This window comes from Kumtagia sp. (assembly GCF_059502445.1).
Map to the genome: position 1 here is coordinate 19,141 of NZ_JCACER010000063.1, position 19,158 is coordinate 38,298.

General features: G+C 67.1%; 19 protein-coding genes. 10 read left to right on the top strand and 9 right to left on the bottom strand.

From position 1 onward, the window contains the following. Positions 1-359: 359 nt before the first annotated feature. Together zapE and AC5JDC_RS18305 are read right to left on the bottom strand one after the other, a co-directional pair. Positions 360-1,550 carry a cell division protein ZapE gene (gene zapE / locus AC5JDC_RS18300; protein WP_495843385.1) on the bottom strand — a complete coding sequence of 397 codons (1,191 nt, stop codon included), beginning with the start codon at positions 1,548-1,550 and terminating at the stop codon, positions 360-362. A 24-nt stretch (positions 1,551-1,574) separates the two neighbouring features. Beyond that, a complete protein-coding gene (locus AC5JDC_RS18305; protein ID WP_106772895.1) occupies positions 1,575-2,123 on the bottom strand; it encodes a protease inhibitor Inh/omp19 family protein in 549 nt (182 codons plus the stop codon). A gap of 224 nt (positions 2,124-2,347) precedes the next feature. On the opposite strand from AC5JDC_RS18305, the gene AC5JDC_RS18310 reads away from it, so the two are divergent. The 7 genes from AC5JDC_RS18310 (at position 2,348) to AC5JDC_RS18340 (ending at position 8,978) form a co-directional block, all read left to right on the top strand. Continuing rightward, on the top strand, positions 2,348-2,509 hold the full coding sequence (locus tag AC5JDC_RS18310) for a DUF1328 family protein (protein ID WP_106772894.1): 162 nt from the start codon (positions 2,348-2,350) through the stop codon (positions 2,507-2,509). An 81-nt stretch (positions 2,510-2,590) separates the two neighbouring features. Next, positions 2,591-3,469, top strand: a complete 879-nt coding sequence (gene dapF, locus AC5JDC_RS18315; RefSeq protein WP_495843388.1) for a diaminopimelate epimerase — start codon at positions 2,591-2,593, stop codon at positions 3,467-3,469. Positions 3,470-3,650: 181 nt separating this feature from the next. After that, positions 3,651-4,949, top strand: coding sequence for a tRNA (N(6)-L-threonylcarbamoyladenosine(37)-C(2))-methylthiotransferase MtaB (gene mtaB / locus AC5JDC_RS18320; RefSeq protein WP_495843390.1), 1,299 nt, complete (start codon positions 3,651-3,653; stop codon positions 4,947-4,949). 772 nt (positions 4,950-5,721) lie between these two features. Continuing rightward, positions 5,722-7,116 (top strand): signal recognition particle-docking protein FtsY, encoded by a 1,395-nt coding sequence (gene ftsY / locus AC5JDC_RS18325; protein ID WP_495843405.1) that lies wholly within the window; start codon positions 5,722-5,724, stop codon positions 7,114-7,116. Between the two features lie 242 nt (positions 7,117-7,358). Next, positions 7,359-8,009, top strand: a complete 651-nt coding sequence (locus AC5JDC_RS18330; protein ID WP_106775041.1) for a septation protein A — start codon at positions 7,359-7,361, stop codon at positions 8,007-8,009. 12 nt (positions 8,010-8,021) lie between these two features. After that, positions 8,022-8,636 carry a pyridoxamine 5'-phosphate oxidase family protein gene (locus tag AC5JDC_RS18335; RefSeq protein WP_495843393.1) on the top strand — a complete coding sequence of 205 codons (615 nt, stop codon included), beginning with the start codon at positions 8,022-8,024 and terminating at the stop codon, positions 8,634-8,636. Between the two features lie 174 nt (positions 8,637-8,810). Further along, positions 8,811-8,978 carry a hypothetical protein gene (locus tag AC5JDC_RS18340; RefSeq protein WP_165816217.1) on the top strand — a complete coding sequence of 56 codons (168 nt, stop codon included), beginning with the start codon at positions 8,811-8,813 and terminating at the stop codon, positions 8,976-8,978. A gap of 292 nt (positions 8,979-9,270) precedes the next feature. On the opposite strand, the gene AC5JDC_RS18345 is transcribed toward AC5JDC_RS18340, so the two are convergent. From AC5JDC_RS18345 to ccmA, 4 genes are all read right to left on the bottom strand, one after another. Continuing rightward, the gene (locus tag AC5JDC_RS18345; protein ID WP_495843407.1) at positions 9,271-9,849 is read right to left on the bottom strand and encodes a DsbE family thiol:disulfide interchange protein; all 579 of its coding nucleotides are present in this window, start codon (positions 9,847-9,849) and stop codon (positions 9,271-9,273) included. A gap of 17 nt (positions 9,850-9,866) precedes the next feature. Then, positions 9,867-10,031 (bottom strand): heme exporter protein CcmD, encoded by a 165-nt coding sequence (ccmD, locus tag AC5JDC_RS18350; RefSeq protein ID WP_106775044.1) that lies wholly within the window; start codon positions 10,029-10,031, stop codon positions 9,867-9,869. 241 nt (positions 10,032-10,272) lie between these two features. After that, the gene (ccmB, locus tag AC5JDC_RS18355) at positions 10,273-10,935 is read right to left on the bottom strand and encodes a heme exporter protein CcmB (protein ID WP_106775045.1); all 663 of its coding nucleotides are present in this window, start codon (positions 10,933-10,935) and stop codon (positions 10,273-10,275) included. A gap of 262 nt (positions 10,936-11,197) precedes the next feature. After that, positions 11,198-11,800, bottom strand: a complete 603-nt coding sequence (gene ccmA / locus AC5JDC_RS18360; protein ID WP_495843396.1) for a heme ABC exporter ATP-binding protein CcmA — start codon at positions 11,798-11,800, stop codon at positions 11,198-11,200. A 277-nt stretch (positions 11,801-12,077) separates the two neighbouring features. On the opposite strand from ccmA, the gene acnA reads away from it, so the two are divergent. Then, positions 12,078-14,780: an aconitate hydratase AcnA gene (acnA, locus tag AC5JDC_RS18365; protein ID WP_495843398.1), complete on the top strand. Its 2,703-nt coding sequence runs from the start codon at positions 12,078-12,080 to the stop codon at positions 14,778-14,780. Between the two features lie 24 nt (positions 14,781-14,804). Here acnA and AC5JDC_RS18370 read toward each other — a convergent pair whose 3' ends face one another. Continuing rightward, complete coding sequence (locus AC5JDC_RS18370) at positions 14,805-15,509, bottom strand: ceramidase domain-containing protein (protein WP_495843400.1); 705 nt, start codon at positions 15,507-15,509, stop codon at positions 14,805-14,807. A gap of 114 nt (positions 15,510-15,623) precedes the next feature. Here AC5JDC_RS18370 and AC5JDC_RS18375 point away from each other — a divergent pair, with 114 nt between their 5' ends. Further along, positions 15,624-16,397, top strand: a complete 774-nt coding sequence (locus AC5JDC_RS18375) for a DUF1223 domain-containing protein (RefSeq protein WP_106775049.1) — start codon at positions 15,624-15,626, stop codon at positions 16,395-16,397. A 442-nt stretch (positions 16,398-16,839) separates the two neighbouring features. Next, the gene (locus tag AC5JDC_RS18380; protein WP_106775050.1) at positions 16,840-17,223 is read left to right on the top strand and encodes a DUF2794 domain-containing protein; all 384 of its coding nucleotides are present in this window, start codon (positions 16,840-16,842) and stop codon (positions 17,221-17,223) included. Between the two features lie 220 nt (positions 17,224-17,443). On the opposite strand, the gene AC5JDC_RS18385 is transcribed toward AC5JDC_RS18380, so the two are convergent. Together AC5JDC_RS18385 and AC5JDC_RS18390 are read right to left on the bottom strand one after the other, a co-directional pair. Continuing rightward, a complete protein-coding gene (locus AC5JDC_RS18385; protein WP_495843403.1) occupies positions 17,444-18,025 on the bottom strand; it encodes a GNAT family N-acetyltransferase in 582 nt (193 codons plus the stop codon). 103 nt (positions 18,026-18,128) lie between these two features. Further along, on the bottom strand, positions 18,129-18,905 hold the full coding sequence (locus AC5JDC_RS18390) for a Bax inhibitor-1/YccA family protein (protein ID WP_106775052.1): 777 nt from the start codon (positions 18,903-18,905) through the stop codon (positions 18,129-18,131). Positions 18,906-19,158: the final 253 nt, after the last annotated feature.

Below are 19,158 nucleotides of genomic sequence, written 5' to 3' on the forward strand. Positions count from 1 at the left end.
CGTCGGCGATTGGCTGAAGCAGACCATAACTGTCGTCATTCCCGACCTCGTGAGCGAGCGATAGCGAGCGGAGAGTGTCGGAATCCAGGCCTCGGAGGTGGTGAAAGCCAAAGCCGATGAAGAACCTGCCACTTCGGAATGGGGCCGCCCGCTCATTGCGGGGTGGAATGCGATAGCCGTCGGTCGCGGGAGGGGTGTCGCCCTGAGTTTGTCGAGGGCGACAGTGAAGGTCGACACGTATTGCTACCCGAGTTAGGGAGCCGGGCTGGAGGGGACAGTTTACTTTCTTTCGGCAGAAAGGCCGCGGCGGTTCAGATGCCGCGCGGGCCGAAAAAAGTAAACTGTCCCCGGCGCTTGCGTCAGCTCGCCGCCGCCTGCAGTCCCGCGCCGGTGTGCCGCTCCGCCCAGTCCCGCAGCCAGTCCCTGCTCTGCATCTCGATCAGGCGCGAGGCCGTGCGGTCGAACTCGAAGGCTTCGGTCACGCCCGGACGGCCGGCATAGAGCTCGCCGGGCGGTGCGGCGGCGCTGAGGACCAGGCGGATGCGCCGGTCGTACAGCGTGTCGATCAGCAGAATCAAGCGCTTGGTCGGGTTGCGCAGGGTGGGGTCGAGCACCGGGATGCGGTCGATGAAGATGGTGGAATAGCGCGCGGCGATGGCGAGGTAGTCGCGGGCGCCCAGCGGATTTTCGCAGAGATCGGCGAAGCTGAAGCGGGCGGCCTCGCCACTCGCCGCCGGCACGGGAATCTCGCGGCCCTTGAGCGCGATGCTGTCGGGCGCGGCGCGCCGGCCATGCGTCATCGCCTCCCATGCCTCGTCCATCAGGCGGTCCGCCTCAGGCCCGAGCGGGGTGACGTAGACGGGCATGCGGCTGAGCTTTTGCATGCGGTAGTCGGTGTCTGAATCAAGGCTCGCCACGTCGGAATGCCGCTTCAGGATGTCGATGAAGGACAGGAACAGCGCGCGGTTCAGCCCGTCGCGGTAGAGGTCGTCGGGGGCGACGTTGGAGGTGGCGACCAGCACGACGCCGTTGGAAAACAGGGCCGAGAACAGCCGCGACAGCACCATGGCGTCGGCGATGTCGGTGACGGTGAACTCGTCGAAGCACAGAAGCTGGGTCTCGTCGGCGATCGCGCGCGCCACCGGCGGGATAGGGTCGTCCTCGCGGACCTTGCCTTCCTTGCGCGCCTGCCGGTGTTTTTGGATGCGGTCGTGCACCTCGGCCATGAAGTCGTTGAAATGCACCCGGCGCTTGCGGCGCATCGGCACCAGCGCGAAGAACAGGTCCATCAGCATGGTCTTGCCGCGGCCGACGCCGCCATGGATGTAGAGCCCCTTGACGCCGGAGGCTTCCGGCTTCCTGGCGAACAGCCAGCCGAGCGCGCTCGACTTGCGCGCCAGCCGCCTGGCGCCGAGCGCGTCGAGCAGGCGGTCGAGCGCCTTGACGATGCGCTCTTGCGCCGGATCGCGCGTCACCGCGCCGGTGTCGACCAGATGGTCGTAGCGCTGCCGCACCGTGACATGCGCCTGGATGCCGTCGCGCAGGTGCATGGTGTGGTCCTGGGGTATTCTGGATCAGCGGCTGAGCGAGATCGGCACGCCGCTTTCGGTCTGGCCGTCGAATTTTTCGCTGCCCGAGGAATAGAGCCGCGCCATCACGCCGCCGTTCTCGTCATAGAGCGACAACTGCTTGCCGGCGACGTTCCACGACTTCACGCCGTCGACCGGGGCGGGGCAGCGCAGCGGCCCGGCGCGGAAGCCGGAGCCGAACTTCGTCTGCGAGGTGGCGATCTTGCAGCTCTGGCCGGAGACGGCGACGTTCCAGACGCCGCCGACGGTGGACGGCGTCAGGTCGGGCGCGTTGGCGGGCGGCGCGGCGGGAGCGGCCGGGGTGGCGGCCGCCGTCTGGGCGGGCGGTGTCGTCGTCGGCGCCGTCGGGAACTGCGCGGGATTGGTCGGGGCCGAGGGCGGCGGCAGCGAGCCGGAGGTGACGGAGCCGGACGGCGCGGCCGGCAGCGGCTCGGGCCGGGTATCGACGGGCGATGATAGACGCGAACTCTGGCATCCGCTCAGCGCCAGCGCCGCAAACGCCGCCAACAGGACGCCTGTCCTTGAAAAAGTCATTCCCGACCTCCTGCGGAATCTCGACCGCATCACCCGATCACAGAAGCCGCCATTGCTGAAGCGATAATTGGGCGGAATTTCAACCGGTCGTGATTAACATACGGTTTCCGAGAGGATTCGTTGCAATAATGTCGCAATGCCGCCGCCGCGGGCGAGGGGCGGGACCGCGGCGGGAACAAAGCTTCGGCGCCGTCCGTTGATGCCCCCGAGCGGAGGCATCTTTCATGATCAAATGGATTCTCATTCTCCTGGTGGTCGCGGCGGTGGCCAGCCTGCTCGGCTTCCACACGCTGGCCGGCGCGGCGGCGACGGGCGCGCGCATCCTGATCGCCATCGTGCTCATCCTGTTCCTGCTGGTCATCCTCGGCGTCATCGCCATCGCCTGAGCGCGGGAACCCCCGGCGCACTGGTAATTCGCACGGCTTTCCGCCATATAGGCGCCAACCGCAGACGAGACGTTTGAACCCATGGCGCGCGCACCCTTCGCCAAGATGAACGGGCTCGGCAACGAGATCATCGTTGCCGACATGCGTTCGCGCGCCGACCGGGTGACGGCAACCGCGGCGGTGGCGCTCAACGCCGATGGGGCGACGAAATTCGACCAGATCATGGTGATCCACGACGCGCGCACGCCCGGCACCGACTGGTTCGTCGACATCCTCAACTCCGACGGCTCGTCGGCCCAGGCCTGCGGCAACGGCATGCGCTGCGTGGTGCAGGCGCTCGCCGCCGAGACCGGCCGAAAAGTGTTCACCTTCGAGACGGTGGCCGGCATCCTCAACGCCGAGGAGCATGCCGACGGCACCATTTCGGTCGACATGGGCAGGCCGAAATTCGGCTGGCGGGACATCCCGCTGGCGGAGGAATTCCGCGACACCCGCGCCATCGAGCTGCAGATCGGGCCGATCGACGCGCCGGTGCTGCATTCGCCCTCGGTTGTGTCGATGGGCAACCCGCACGCTATCTTCTGGGTCGACCGCGACGTCTGGTCCTACGAGCTCGACCGCTTCGGCCCGCTGCTCGAAAACCACCCGGTCTTTCCCGAGCGCGCCAACATCACCATCGCAGGGGTCACCGGGGCGGACCAGCTCACCATCCGCACCTGGGAGCGCGGCGCCGGGCTGACCAAGGCCTGCGGTTCGGCCGCCTGCGCTGCCGCCGTCGCGGCTGCGCGCACCCGCAGGACCGGACGCATCGTCTCGATCGTCGCGCCGGGCGGGCCACTGTCGGTGGAATGGCGCGACGACGATCATGTCGTGCTGACCGGCCCGGCCGAATGGGAGTTTTCCGGCAGCTTCGATCCCGCCACCGGCGCCTGGGCCCGCGACACGGAGAGCGCGGCCTGATGATGTGCTCGACTTGTACCCCCACCCCTGACCCCTCCCCTCAAGGGGGAGGGGGATTCGCCGGCATCTCCGTTCGGTGCAATTCAGCGACGGTTTCGCTCGGCATGGCGGCCGCAAAATTCCCATCCCCCTTGAGGGGAGGGGTCAGGGGTGGGGGTATCGCCGCTGGAAAGTCGAGCTGATGGCGCCTCTTCCCAAGGGCATAGACGTCGTCACCTTCGGCTGCCGTCTCAACACCTATGAGTCGGAAGTCATGCGGCGCGAGGCGGAGGCGGCGGGGCTGGGCGGGCTTGCCGGTGGCGCCGTCATCTTCAACACCTGCGCCGTCACCGGCGAGGCGGTGCGGCAGGCGCGCCAGGCGATCCGCAAGGCGCGCCGCGAGAACCCTGCAGCGCGCATCATCGTCACCGGCTGCGCCGCCCAGACCGATCCGGACAGCTTCGCCGGCATGGACGAGGTCGACCTCGTGCTCGGCAACGAGGAGAAGCTGAAGGCGCACAATTACCGGGCGCTGCCGGATTTCGGCGTCAATGATTTCGAGAAGGCGCGGGTCAACGACATCTTCTCCGTGCGCGAGACGGCCGGCCACATGGTCGACGCCATCGAGGGCAGGGCGCGCGCCTTCGTGCAGGTGCAGAACGGCTGCGACCACCGTTGCACCTTCTGCATCATCCCCTACGGCCGCGGCAATTCGCGCTCGGTGCCGATGGGCGCGGTGGTCGAGCAGGTGAAACGCCTGGTCGGCAACGGTTATGCCGAGGTGGTGCTGACCGGCGTCGACATGACCAGTTTCGGCGCCGATCTGCCCGGCGCGCCGAAGCTTGGGCGGCTGGTGAAGACGATCCTTCGCCAGGTGCCGGATCTCCGGCGGTTGCGGCTGTCGTCGATCGATTCCATCGAGGCCGATCCCGAGCTGATCGAGGCGATCGGCGGCGATCGGCGGCTGATGCCGCATCTGCACCTGTCGCTGCAGGCTGGCGACGACATGATTTTGAAGCGCATGAAAAGACGCCATCTGCGCGAGGATTCCATCCGGTTCTGCGCGGAAATCCGTGCAATCCGGCCGGAAATCGTGTTCGGTGCCGACATTATCGCCGGTTTCCCGACCGAGACCGAGGCGATGTTCGAGAATTCGCTGAAGATCGTCGAGGAGTGCGGCCTGACGCATCTGCACGTCTTCCCGTTCAGCCCGCGCAAGGGCACGCCGGCGGCGCGCATGCCGCAGGTCGACGGCGCGGCCATCAAGGCGCGGGCGGCGCGGCTGAGGGCGGCCGGCGCGGCGGCCTATCGGCGGCATCTGGATGCGCAGGTGGGCTCTACCCAGGAGATCCTGGTCGAGCGGCCGGGGCTCGGCCGCACCGAAGGGTTCACGCTTGCTGCGATCGATACCGGCGCGCCCGGCCAGATCGTGACGGCTGGGATTGCCGGGCATGACGGCGAGCGGCTGGTCGCGGCGGCGCCTGCCGCGCGCGCGGCCTGAGCAAGGCAAGGGCATGGCATTCGGATTCATCAAGAAGGTCTTTTCGTTCGGCAAGAAGCAGGTCGAGGAGCGGCCGGCCGAGGACGAGCCGCTGCCGCCGCTCAACCTCGATGCGCTGAAGCCCGACGCGACGCCTCCCTCCCCCTCGAGGGGAGAGTCGGGCGGCGAAGCCGACCGGGGCGGGGTCGCCGATGAAGCGCGGGACGCTTCTTCTGCGGCCGAGCCCGCGATCGAACCGGCCCCCCAACCCGAAACGCCAGCAGAGCCCGCAAAGCCGGAGCCGCCGAACGAACCGGACGTTCCGAGCCCGCCGGCAAAGCCGGAGATCCAGCCCGAACCGGTCAAGCCGGAAGTGGTGCCGGAGCCGGCTAGGCCGGACGTAGCGCCGGAACCGGCGAGGCCGGAGATACCGGCTCCGGCGGAGCCGGCGGTGCCGAGTGAGCCGGCCAGGCCCGAAGTGCCGCAAGAGCCGGTAACGCCCGAGGTGCCGGACGAGGTTGCGCCTGCCGAGGTTCCCGAGCCGCCGGCGGAAACGCCCCCGCCGAGCGCTGCCGAGGTTACCCCCTCTGGCCCTCCGGGCCATCTCCCCCTCGATGGGGGAGAGGACGCCGAGGCAGGCGCGACGCCCCCCTCCCCCTCGAGGGGAGGGTCGGTCGGCGAAGCCGACCGGGGTGGGGTAGCCGATGAAGCGCGGGACGCTTCTTCTCCCGTCGCCCGCGTTGCCGAAGAAGCGCCGAGCGCTGCCGAGGTTACCCCCTCTGGCCCTCCGGGCTTGCCGGGGGCCCCGATTGCTCCGCAATCTCCCCGGCCTTCTCGGCCGACGATCGAGCCCCCGGCTCGATCGGAAGATCGGCCTCGAAGCCCCCTCAAGGGGGGAGAGGACGCCGAGCCGGGCGCGACGCCCCCCTCCCCCTCGAGGGGAGGGTCGGTCGGCGAAGCCGACCGGGGTGGGGTAGCCGATGAAGCGCGGGACGCTTCTTCTCCCGTCGCCCGCGTTGCCGAAGAAGCGCCGAGCGCTGCCGAGGTTACCCCCTCTGGCCCTCCGGGCTTGCCGGGGGCCCCGATTGCTCCGCAATCTCCCCGGCCTTCTCGGCCGACGATCGAGCCCCCGGCTCGATCGGAAGATCGGCCTCGAAGCCCCCTCAAGGGGGGAGAGGACGCCGAGCCGGCCGCCCCCGGAAAAGTCACCGTCGGCAAGGCGGTGGAGAAGAAGGCGGAGCCGGAGCCGGCCGCGCCGGCAGCCGAGCCGCGCAAAAGCTGGTTCCAGCGGCTGCGCGACGGGCTGTCGCGTTCGTCGCGCGAGCTGACCGGATCGATCGCCGGCATCTTCACCAAGCGCAAGCTCGACGAGGAGACGCTGGAGGAGCTGGAGGACGTGCTGATCCGCGCCGACCTCGGCATGGAGACGGCGCTGCGCGTCACCGACACGCTGGCTTCGTCGCGCTACGGCAAGGACGTCTCCGACGCCGAGGTGCGCGCCATCATGGCGCAAGAGGTGGAGAAGGTGCTGGGGCCGGTGGCGCGGCCGCTGGAGCTCGATCTCAGCCACAAGCCGCATGTCATCCTGGTGGTCGGCGTCAACGGCACCGGCAAGACCACGACCATCGGCAAGCTGGCCGCCAAGCTCAGCCAGGGCGGGCTGTCGGTGATGCTGGCGGCCGGCGACACTTTTCGCGCCGCGGCGATCGAGCAGCTGAAGATCTGGGGCGAGCGCACCGGCTCGCCGGTGGTGTCGTCGAAACTCGGGGCGGATGCGGCGGGCCTTGCCTGGGACGCCTTCGAGAAGGCGCGCGAAGCCGGCTCGGACGTGCTGATCATCGACACCGCCGGGCGGCTGCAGAACAAGGCCGAGCTGATGGCGGAGCTGGAGAAGATCGTGCGCGTGCTCGGCAAGCACGATCCGGAGGCGCCGCACACGGTGCTGCAGACGGTGGATGCGACCACCGGGCAGAACGCGCTCAATCAGGTCGAGATTTTCCGCAACGTCGCCGGCGTCAACGGGCTGGTGATGACCAAACTGGACGGCACGGCGCGCGGCGGCATCCTCGTCGCCATCGCGGCGAAACACAAGCTGCCGGTCTATTTCATCGGCGTCGGCGAGCAGGTTGACGATCTCGAGCCCTTCTCGGCCTGCGATTTCGCCAAGGCGATCGCGGGGGTAGGGTAGGAGATGCTTTTAGAACCCTCACACCTGCGCACCCCCTTCTGTCCTGCCGGACATCTCCCCCGCAAGGGGGGAGATCAGCCTTCGCTTCCGCTTTCGCCTGCCGTCACCGTTGCCGGAGAAGCGACTCGCCGAAATTGCGAATCTCCCCCCTTGCGGGGGAGATGTCCGGCAGGACAGAGGGGGGTGCGCAGGAGTGAGAGGTTTCCAGCAACGCCGTTGTCAGAGATTGAACCAAGCAAGCCATGAGCAAGCCCATCCTCGAACGCGACCCCTCCGACCCGCGCAAGAAGGAGATCAACCCGCTGCTGAAGCTCGTGCTGGAGCTCGGGCCGCTGCTGGTGTTCTTCTTCGCCAACACGCGGGGTGCGTGGCTGGTCGAACGGTTTCCGGCACTTGCCGAACTGGGCGGGCCGATCTTCGTCGCCACCGGCCTGTTCATGGTGGCGACCGCGATCGCGCTCGCCGTCTCCTGGGTGCTCACCCGCACGCTGCCGATGATGCCGCTGGTCTCGGGCATCGTCGTGTTCGTGTTCGGGGCGCTGACGCTGTGGCTGCAGGACGACGTCTTCATCAAGATGAAGCCGACCATCGTCAACACGCTGTTCGGGGTGGTGCTGCTCGGCGGGCTGGCCTTCGGCAAGTCGCTGCTCGGCTATGTCTTCGATTCCGCCTTCCGGCTCGACGCCGAAGGCTGGCGCAAGCTGACACTGCGCTGGGGGCTGTTTTTCCTGTTCCTGGCCCTTGCCAACGAGGTGGTGTGGCGGAATTTCTCGACCGATGCCTGGGTGGCGTTCAAGGTGTGGGGCATCATGCCGATCACCCTGCTGTTCACGCTGAGCCAGATGCCGATGATCATGCGGCATTCGCTCGAGGAGCCGCAGGGGCGGAAATAGGAGGAGGGGACGGTGGATTTCATCTCGACGCGCGAGGCGTTGCGGGCGCACTACAAACCGGCGTCGGAGCCGTCGCTGCGCAAGGAGCTGCGCGTTCTCGACGGCCATTGCCGCAATTTCATTGCCAAAAGCCCGTTCGTGCTGATCGGCTCGTCCGACGGCAACGGCAATGCCGACGTGACGCCGAAGGGCGACAGGCCGGGCTTCGTCGCGGTGCTCGACGACATCACGTTGGCCATCCCTGACCGGCCCGGCAACAACCGGCTGGACACGCTGGAGAACATCATCGCCAATCCGGCGGTCGGGCTGCTGTTCCTCATCCCCGGCATGAACGAGACGCTGCGCGTCAACGGCGAGGCGCGGATCACGCTGGACCAGGACCTACGCGAGACACTGGCGGTCGACGGCAAGGCGCCGCAGAGCGTCATCGTGGTGAAGGCGCGGGCGGTCTACATGCATTGCGCCAAGGCATTCCTGCGCTCCGACCTGTGGGCTCCGGAGAAATGGCCGCCGCGCGCCGGCATGCCGACGCTGGGCGAGATCCTCAAGGATCAGCTGGCGCTGGCCGAAAGCGCCGAGCAGACCGACCGCTGGCTCGACAACGCGTATCGCGAGTCGATGTGGTGAGCGGCTGCTCAGCCATGCGGATCGGGTAAGTCTTTGTAAAGACGCTATGCGCGGACGGCATTGCTGCGTTGCAACATACGATGTTGCAGTGCACGCAAATCATGCCAATATAGCAGTGCGAAGGGAGGACCAATTTCGACCGCCGAGAGGCGGTCCAGCACAGGGACCTCGCACATGTTTTCCACTCTGATCAACACCACGCGTGACCGCATCGCCAAGCGCCGCCATTACAACCGGCTGGTCGACGAGATCATGGGCATGACCTCGCGCGACCTCGCCGACATCAACGGCAGCCGCGCCGACATGCTCCAGCACGCCTATCGGGAAGTCTACGGCAAGTAAGCCGGCCCCATGTAGCAGTGCGTAAGCGGCCGCCGGGCAACCGGCGGCCGCTTTTTGTCGCCCGTTGTCAGGAAAAGGCGGTCGCACGGGAATTCTGGAAGATCCGCGCGTCCGACACCCCCACCCCTAACCCCTCCCCTCAAGGGGGAGGGGGATCTTGCGGCCGCCATGCCGAGCGAAATCGTCAACGTTTGGCGCCTGGCAGAGCTGCAAGCCGGTCTCCCTCCCCCTTGAGGGCACGGGTTAGGGGCGGGGGTAAACCCACATGCGATTGCCCTGCCTTCGGGAAGGGTTATTGCGCCGCCAGCGCCTTCTCGATCTCCGGCAGCAGCAGGGCCTGGGCGCTCTGTGCGGTGAGCGGGCCGACATGCTTGTAGAGGATCTTTCCGTCGCGCCCGACCACGAAGGTCTCGGGCACACCGTAGACGCCCCAGTCGATGGCGGCGCGGCCGCTGCTGTCGGCGCCGACGGCCGAGAACGGGTTGCCGAGGTCGCCGAGGAAGCGGCGGGCGTTCTCCGGCTGATCCTTGTAGTTCAGGCCGGCGATGGCGAAGCGCTTGTCCTCGGCCAATGCCATCAGGATCGGGTGCTCCTCGCGGCAGGGGCCGCACCAGGAACCCCAGACATTCACCAGCGTCACCTTGCCGGGAAAGGCGGAGGAGTCCAGCCCCGGCAGGCCGAGGCCCTCGACCGGCGGCAGGCTGGTCTCGGGTGCCGGCGCGCCGATCAGCGCCGACGGCACCGCCGCGATGTCGCGGCCCGACATCAGCTGCACGAAGAACAGCGCCGCCAGCGCCAGAAAAATCGCCAGCGGCAGCACCGCCCACAGCACATGCGGACGTTTCGGCTGGGCCTCCCCGGCTTCGGGGATGCCGGTCCTTTCGGCGCTCACGATGCGCTCCTGTCGGAACGCCGGCGGATGCCGCTCGCCTCCAGCTCCGCCAGCTCGCGCCGGCGGGCGCGGCCGTCGAGCAGGATCCAGCCGATCAGGCCGGCCAGGCCGGCGATCGAGGCCGCATAGGCGGCGGTGACATAAAGCGCATGCGCGGACATTTTTTTGCCGCTCCAGATAGGTTCGTGCGTCCTTCGAGGCTCGCCCGCAGATGATTTGCTCTTATCGCCGGCGTCGGGCCGGCCCGCACCTTGTATCAGCGAAATGGTGTATTTGTGGGCGGGCCCGCAAAACGCGTCGCAAGCCTGCCGTTGCCCTTGAGGGCGAGCCTCGGAGGACGCACCACCCTAGCTTTTCCCGGCCGCACCGACAATTCGCGCAAGGTGCGGCCAATCGCGGCGCTCAGTCGGCATGCCGCAAGGCGGCGGCGGCGGCAAGCGGACCGACCACGGCGGAAAACAGGGTGATGGCGCACAGGATGAGGAAGGGCGGCAGGAACGGCGCCGGGTCGGCGATGGCGCCGTAGGTGGCCGAGACGCCGAAGATCAGCGCCGGGATGGCGAGCGGCAGCACCAGCACCGAGATCATCAGCCCGCCGCGCGGCAGGGCGACGGCGACCGCCGCACCGGCGGCGCCGATGAAGGTGATGGCCGGCGTGCCGACCAGAAGCGTGGCCAGCGCGGCGGCGAGGCCGGCGGGCTCGACATTCATGAACAGGCCGAGCAGCGGCGAGGCGACGGCCAGCGGCAGCACGCTCGCCGTCCAGTGGGCGAGGCACTTCACCAGCACGGTCAGCGCCAGCATGTGGCGCTCGTCGGCGAGCACCAGCAGGTCGAGCGAGCCGTCCTCGCGGTCGGCCTGGAACAGCCGGTCGAGGCCGAGCAGCGAGGCGAGCAGCGCGCCGATCCAGACGATCGCCGGGCCGATGCGGGCGAGCAGGTCGAGGTCGGGGCCGATGCCGAAGGGGATGGTCGCCACCACGGCGAGGAAGAAGACGATGCCGGTGAGCGCGCCGCCGCCGGCGCGGATGCCCAGACGCAGGTCGCGGAGGAAGAGGGCTAGCATGGGCGGGGCGAGTGATCGATCGCGAGGAAAGGCCTGCGTTTCTTCGCACCCCCCTCTGTCCTGAGCCTGTCGAACAGGCCGGACATCTCCCCCGCAAGGGGGGAGATCGGCAGCTTCTTTGCCAGCGCCCTCCCTGCAACGTTGGCGATTGGCGAAGGCAAAGATGACAGCCGATCTCCCCCCTTGCGGGGGAGATGTCCGGCCCGTTCGACAGGCTCAGGACAGAGGCGGGTGCGAAGGGGCGCAACGCTCCAGAACGTCATCACGTCTCCCCCATCCGCAACTCCGCCGCCCCCTGCAGCCCGAGCGGCAGGTGCGTGGCGGCGATGATCAGGCCGCCGTCGCGTCGATGCGCCGCCATCAACTCCCCGAACCGCGCCTCGGACGCTGCGTCAAGCCCGGCGGTCGGCTCGTCGAGCAGCCAGACGGGGCGATGGGCGACGAGCAGGCGGGCGATTGCCGCGCGGCGCTTCTGGCCGGTCGACAGCACGGCATAGGGCAGGTGGCCGAGCCCGCCGAGGCCGACCTGTTCCAGGGCGTCGTCGACCGGGCTCAGCGGCGCGCCGAGGAAATCGCGCCAGAAGCCGAGATTTTCGGCGACCGTCAGCGCCGTCTTCATGGCGTTCTGGTGGCCGAGATAGTGGCAGGCGGAGGCGACCGTCGGGAAGCTCTCCGTCGCGTCGAAGACGAGGCGGCCACGGGCGGCCGGAAGCAGCCCCGCGACGATGCGCAGCAAGGTGGATTTGCCGGAGCCGTTGGGGCCGCTGACGACCAGGGCGTCGCCGGCGCCCAGCGCAAAGGAAACGTCCGAAAAAACCATCTCGCCGCCGCGCTCGCCGCTGAGTTCTTCGGCGGTCAGCCGCATCGGTTTCCTTTCGCCGAAAGTCTGATCACGGCCGCTTCGCGGCGCAGCAAAATTGCCGATTCCGTCTCTAGAACTATTCCAGGAATTTCTCTATATGCGGGATACCAACCCCAGCGGTCGGGGAAGGCAACCTTTTTATGTGCCGGACCAGCGCCCGAGCCGTTCTCCACGGCCCTCCGGGCGCTTGGGAGCGGACAGCGGAAATGGCCGTACCCGCACCTTTGCGCGTGATTGCATGCCCATCGGAGTCCGTTCCCTCGAAGGCAGAACAGACTAGATGGGGTCATCCGTGTCCAAATCTCTCGACAGTTTCAACTGCCGCCGCACCCTGACCGCGGGCGGGGCGGACTATGTCTATTACAACCTGATCGAGGCCGAGAAGAACGGCCTCGCCGGCGTCTCGCAGCTTCCCTATTCGATGAAGGTGCTGCTGGAAAACCTGCTGCGCAACGAGGACAGCCGCTCCGTCACCAAGGAGAGCATCCAGGCGGTCGCCGGCTGGCTGACCGACAAGGGCACCGCCGGCGTCGAGATCGCCTATCGGCCCGCGCGCGTCCTCATGCAGGACTTCACCGGCGTCCCGGCGGTGGTCGACCTGGCGGCGATGCGCGACGGCCTGGCTTCGCTCGGCGGCGACCCGCAGAAGATCAACCCGCTGGTGCCGGTCGACCTTGTCATCGACCATTCCGTCATCGTCGACGAGTTCGGCACGCCGATGGCGTTCGCCCGCAACGTCGAGCTCGAATACGAGCGCAATCAGGAGCGCTACAAGTTCCTGAAATGGGGCCAGCAGGCGTTCCGCAATTTCCGCGTGGTGCCGCCCGGCACCGGCATCTGCCACCAAGTCAACCTCGAATATCTCGGCCAGGTGGTGTGGACCAACAGCGAGGACGGCGAGACGACCGCCTACCCGGACACCTGCGTCGGCACCGATTCGCACACCACCATGATCAACGGCCTCGGCGTGCTCGGCTGGGGCGTCGGCGGCATCGAGGCGGAGGCGGCCATGCTCGGCCAGCCGGTGTCGATGCTGCTGCCAGAAGTGATCGGCTTCCGCCTGACCGGCAAGCTCAAGGAAGGCGTAACCGCCACCGACCTGGTGCTCACCGTCACGCAGATGCTGCGCAAGAAGGGCGTGGTCGGCAAGTTTGTCGAGTTCTTCGGCCCCGGCCTCTCCAACATGACGCTGGCCGACCGCGCAACGATCGGCAACATGGCGCCGGAATACGGCGCGACCTGCGGTTTCTTCCCGGTCGATGCCGAGACGGTGCGCTATCTCACCATGTCCGGCCGCTCGGAGGCGCGGATCGAGCTGGTGGAGGCCTATTCGAAGGCGCAGGGCATGTGGCGCGACGCCTCGTCGGCCGACCCGGTGTTCACCGACCTGCTGGAACTCGATCTCGGCGAGGTGGTGCCGTCGATGGCCGGCCCGAAGCGCCCGGAGGGCCGCGTGGCGCTGGAGGGCATCGCCGCCGGCTTCGCCGCGGCGATGGAGAAGGAATACAAGAAGACGGTCGACGTTCATAAGCGCTACGCGGTCGAGGGCGAGGATTTCGACCTCGGCCATGGCGACGTGGTGATCGCGGCGATCACGTCCTGCACCAACACCTCCAACCCGTCGGTACTGATCGGCGCGGGGCTGCTGGCGCGCAATGCCAATCGCCTCGGCCTCAAGCAGAAGCCGTGGGTGAAGACGTCGCTGGCGCCGGGTTCGCAGGTGGTGGCGGAATATCTGGAGAAGTCGGGCCTGCAGAAGGAGCTCGACCAGATCGGCTTCAACCTGGTCGGCTTCGGCTGCACCACCTGCATCGGCAATTCCGGCCCGCTGCCGGCACCGATCTCGAAAACCATCAACGACAAGGGCCTGATCGCCGCCGCGGTGCTGTCGGGCAACCGCAACTTCGAGGGCCGCGTCTCGCCCGACGTGCAGGCCAACTATCTCGCCTCGCCGCCGCTTGTGGTGGCGCACGCATTGGCCGGCACGGTGACCAGGGACCTCACCACGGAGCCGCTCGGCGAGGATCGTGACGGCAAGCCGGTCTTCCTCAAGGACATCTGGCCGACCACCGCCGAGATCCAGGAGTTCATCGAGAAGAACGTGACGCGCGAGCTGTTCGCCCGCAAATATGCCGACGTGTTCAAGGGCGACGACAACTGGCAGGAGGTCAAGGTGCCGGAAGGTCAGACCTATGCCTGGGACGACCAGTCGACCTATGTGCAGAACCCGCCCTATTTCGCCGGCATGCACCGCAAGCCCGGCGCTATCGGCACGATCCAGGGGGCGCGCATTCTCGGCCTGTTCGGCGACAAGATCACCACCGACCACATCTCGCCGGCGGGCTCGATCAAGGCGGCGTCGCCGGCCGGCAAGTATCTCACTGACCACGGCGTCGGCGTCGCCGACTTCAACCAGTACGGCACGCGGCGCGGCAACCATGAGGTGATGATGCGCGGCACCTTCGCCAACATCCGCATCCGCAACCACATGCTGGGCGAGAACGGCCGCGAGGGCGGCTATACCATCCACTATCCCTCCAAGGAGGAGATGTCGATCTACGACGCGGCCATGCTCTACAAGCAGGAGGGCGTGCCGCTGGTGATCTTCGCCGGCATCGAATACGGCAACGGCTCGTCGCGCGACTGGGCCGCCAAGGGCACCAACCTGCTCGGCGTGAAGGCAGTCATCGCCCAGTCGTTCGAGCGCATCCACCGCTCCAACCTGGTCGGCATGGGCGTCATCCCCTTCGTCTTCGAGGAGGGAACCTCATGGGCCTCGCTCAACCTGAAGGGCGACGAGACGGTGACCATAGACGGGCTGGAAACGATCCGGCCGCGCCAGAAGATGGTGGCCAAGGTGACCTTCGCCGACGGCACTGTGAAGCAGGTGCCGATCCTGTGCCGCATCGATACGGTCGACGAGCTCGACTATTTCAAGAACGGCGGCATTTTGCAGTACGTGCTGCGCGACCTGGCGGCCTGACGGCCGGGCTTCGCAGGGCCACTATCAGCCCGCGGATGCGAGACGCGTCCGCGGGCTTTCTTCTGTCCGCTCCGGCTTGCCGTAGCGGGCGACGGCCATCAGCACGACGCCGAGCATCAGGCCGTTGAGCACATGCCAGAGGAAATGCGTGCCGAGCGGGAAGCCGCCGCAGACGACGGGGTCGACCATCCGGCAGGTGACGGAGACGACGAAGATGCCGGCGGCGGCGATGTTGTACCAGCCGGCCGGGCTGCCGGCCCTGACCGCCACGATGCCGAAGAAGATCAGCGCCAGGAAAGGCGGAAGGTATCCGGTCGAGCCGTTGCTGGCCTCGCGCAGCCAGTCCGGCACCATGGCCGTGGCGGCACCGACGACGAGGTAGAAGCCGAGGAAGAGGGCGAGCGCGGCCGGCCAGGAGAAGCCGGCGAATCGCCTGAGCGTGAACAGCGTATAGGCAAGGGTGAAGCCGGCGATCGGCAGGATGTCGGCCCATTTGGTGAGCTCGGTGGCGAAGGTATGGAAAAGCGTCGAGCCTATGCCGATCGCCACGACCCACCAGGCGAGCACGGCGGCGAAGGTGCCGGCGCCGTGCCTGCTTACGGCATGGACGCCCCACAGGCCTGCCGCTATGAAAGCGAGATTGCTCAGGGCGTTGACGGGTTCGGACCAGAATTCCGGGCCGGTGCGCTCGCAATAAAGATCGATATGCGCGAAAAGAGCCGAGTCCATCCGCCTGCCCCTTCTCTCACCGCAACGTGACTTCCCGTTGAGATGCCCATCTGCCTATTGTTTGGTGAACAAAAAGATAAGCCGGTTCCACCGGCGAGACGTTCTGGAACCGCCATGACGCGCGAAAAACTGACCAGACGGGCGGCGTGCGCGCTCATGGCATTTGCCTGGACGGCCTTGTCAGGCCGGGCTCTGGCCGCCGAATCGCGCAAGCCGCTCGGGGTCGTCGAACTCTTCACCAGCCAGGGCTGCAAGTCCTGCCCGCCGGCCGACGCGCTGTTCAGCGAGCTGGTCAGGAAAGGCGAGGTGGTGGCTCTGGCCTACCATGTCGACTACTGGGACTATCTCGGCTGGCGCGACACGCTGGCCAAGCCGGAAAACACGGATCGGCAGCGCGACTATGGCCGCGCGCTCGGCGTCCGCTCGGTCTATACGCCGCAGGCGGTCATCAACGGCCGCACGCATGTGAACGGCGCCAAGCGCGCCGCCGTGCTCGGCACGCTCGACACGCTGCGCCGCGCCGGCAAGGGCCTCTCGGTCGACCTCAAGGCGACCCAGGAAGGCGAAAGCATCGTGATCGAGACGGGAAGCGGACCGATCTATAGCAAGGCGCATCTGGTGCTGGTCTTCTACGAGGACGCCAAGCCCGTCGCCATCGAGCAGGGCGAGAACGGCGGCAGCACCATCACCTACTGGAACGCCGTCACCGACGTGCAGACGGCCGGCGTGTGGAAGGGCAAGTCGACGCGCTTCGAACTGCCGATGAGCGAGATCGCCAAGAAGAGCGGCAGCGTGGCGCTGCTGCAGTCCGTCAACAAGGACGGGCTGCCCGGGCCCATCCTCGGTGCCACGGTCATCCGCAGCCCCGACGGGCCGTCGATGAAATAGGAGGCGCGGGAGCAAGAGTGGACAGGAGGGACAGATCGCCCAACGATGGCGGGCAGGGCGCCTGATCCGGCGGCCGCAAAAAACCGGTGTCAGCAAGAGCGCCGGCACCGGCTTCAAATTCTGGTGAAATCACTCGGCCATTCGTGGCCGAGGTTGGTTCGATCCGACGCGGGCCCGTGGGCGGGGGGCTTGGGGTTACGAGCCGGTGCCGGACCGAACCGTCTCAGGCAACGGGGCTACAGTCGGCGGACATTGGGGCGTCAGCTTGTGCAAAAAATGGCGGGAATGTGGCGATTCTTCACCAATCATGTCTTTGTGAAACAATTTGTGATTAGAATTGATTTTGCGTGAGAGAGGTTTCGTTAAGGGGTTCGGCGCCTTGCAATTTGCCGGCGAACGCGCCACGCTTGGTCGCATAATTGTCACGAAAAGGCAGGTGCGGATGAGCGATCGCAGCGGAATGGAGGGTGGGGACGAATCCGCAATACTGATCCCGCTGCACGAGGCCAGGCGCGAACGGCTCGACATCCCCGTCGCTTTCGACCGCCGCGAGCTCGACCAGATTCTGAGGCTCTACGGCCGCATGGTCGCCGCCAACGAGTGGCGCGACTACGCCATCGACCATCTGCGCGAGCGGGCCGTCTTCTCGGTCTACCGCCGCGCCCACGACCTGCCGCTGTTCCAGATCGTCAAGGACCCGCGCCTTGCCCGCAAGCAGGGCATGTTCTCCGTCGTGGCGGCGAACGGCGCGGTGCTGAAGCGCGGTCACGAGCTCGGCCGCGTGCTGGGCGTGTTCGACAGCAAGCTCAGGCTGGTCGGGGCGTAGGCAGGGCAGTAGGGCAGTAGGGCAGTAGGGCAGTAGGGGCAGTAGGGCAGTAGGGCAGTAGGGCAGTAGGGCAGTAGGGCAGTAGGGCACATCTGCTCCCGGCCGTGATCGTGATATTCGCCCAAGAGAAAGCTGGCCGCTCGCAAAGCCATTGACCCCTCGTGAGTTCGCGGTCCCCTCCTACTGCCCTACTGCCCTACTGCCCTACTGCCCTACTGCCCTACTGCCCTACTGCCCTACTCTCCCGAAACCGCCGCTCCGGCCATGACTGCGGATCCGGTCCGGCCGTCGCTCCGCCGTTCAGCGCAAGCTGCATGAACACCGTGTCGAGCCAGCGGCCGTGCTTGAAGCCCGAGCCTTCGAGTTTGCCGGAGTGGCGGAAGCCGAGCTTCTCGTGCAGCCGCACCGAGGGGCTGTCCGGCCGGCCGTCGCCGATCACGGCGATGATCTGGCGGAAGCCGAGCGCCTCGCAGCGGCCGATCAACTCCTTCAGCAGCAGAGCGCCGAGACCTTGCCCCTTGGCCTGCGGGGCGATGTAGATCGAATCCTCGACGACGAAGCGGTAGGCCGGGCGCGGCCGGAACGGTCCCGCATAGGCATAGCCGGCGAGACCGTCCGGCGTCTCGGCCGCCACATACGGATAGCCGCCGGCCTTAAGGGCGGCGAAGCGCGCGGCCATCTCGTCGCGCGTCGGCGGCTCCAGCTCGTAGGATGCCGTGCCGTTGGCGACGGCGTCGGCGTAGATGTCGGTGATGCGGTCGAGGTCGGCTTCGGCGGCGTCGCGCAGGACAATACTGCTCATGATCTAGGCACTCTCCGGGGATGCCTACGGATAGAGCGGCTTTTTCCAAAAGAAAAGGGCGACCCGCGGGCCGCCCTTTGGTCCAGTCTCGTTCGGCTGGCGCTTATTCGCGGTTGCCGAGAAACGACAGCAGGAAGGAGAACAGGTTGATGAAGTCGAGGTAGAGCGTCAGCGCGCCCATGATGGCCTTGCGGCCGGCGACGAGAACCTCGTCACCCTCGAAATACATCTCCTTGATCTTCTGCGTGTCGTAGGCGGTCAGGCCGGCGAACACCAGCACGCCGATCGCCGAGATGGCGAACTGCAGGGCCGGCGAGGCCAGGAAGATGTTCACCACCATGGCGATGACGAGGCCGATGACGCCCATGAACAGGAACGTGCCCCAGCCGGTCAGGTCGCGCTTGGTGGTATAGCCGAACAGCGACAGCGCGCCGAAGGCGGCGGCGGTGATGAAGAAGGTCTGGGTGATGCTCTGCGCCGTGTAGACCAGGAAGATCGACGACAGCGACAGGCCCATCAGCGCGGCGAAGATCCAGAACGAGGTCTGGGCGGCCGAGATGCTCAGCGTATGCACGCGGGCGCTCAGGAAGAACACCATGCCGAGCGGCGCGAGCATGACGACCCACTTCAGCGGCGAGCCGTACAGCGCGACGCCGAGCGAGGTCAGCATCTTGCCGTTGCCGAGCGTGGCGACCGCCGCGGACGGATCGTTGGTGGTGGCCAGCATCATGGTGCCGAGGGCGGCGATGCCGGTGATCGCGAGGCCCAGCGCCATAAGGTTGTACACCTTGAGCATGTAGGCGCGCAGGCCCTCGTCGATGGCGGCGTCTGCGCGGGCACCCGCAGCGACGCGCGCCTGATAGTTGCGAAGGTCAGCCATAGATTTCCTCTGTTGCTTCTGCCCCGTCGGGTGTCGGGCGCTCGCGCCCAGGCGCCGCTGGCGGGACTCCAGCATGCCTGTGGCGGAATATGATGCGTCTCGCGCGCGAGGACAAGACCTGTTGCGGGCGGAAACGCTACGTGAGGTTACGATTTTCTACGATCTCATACGAAATTGATGGGCCTCGCTGCGCGAGGCAGGCAGTAGGGCAGTAGGGCAGTAGGGCAGTAGGGCAGTAGGGCAGTAGGGCAGT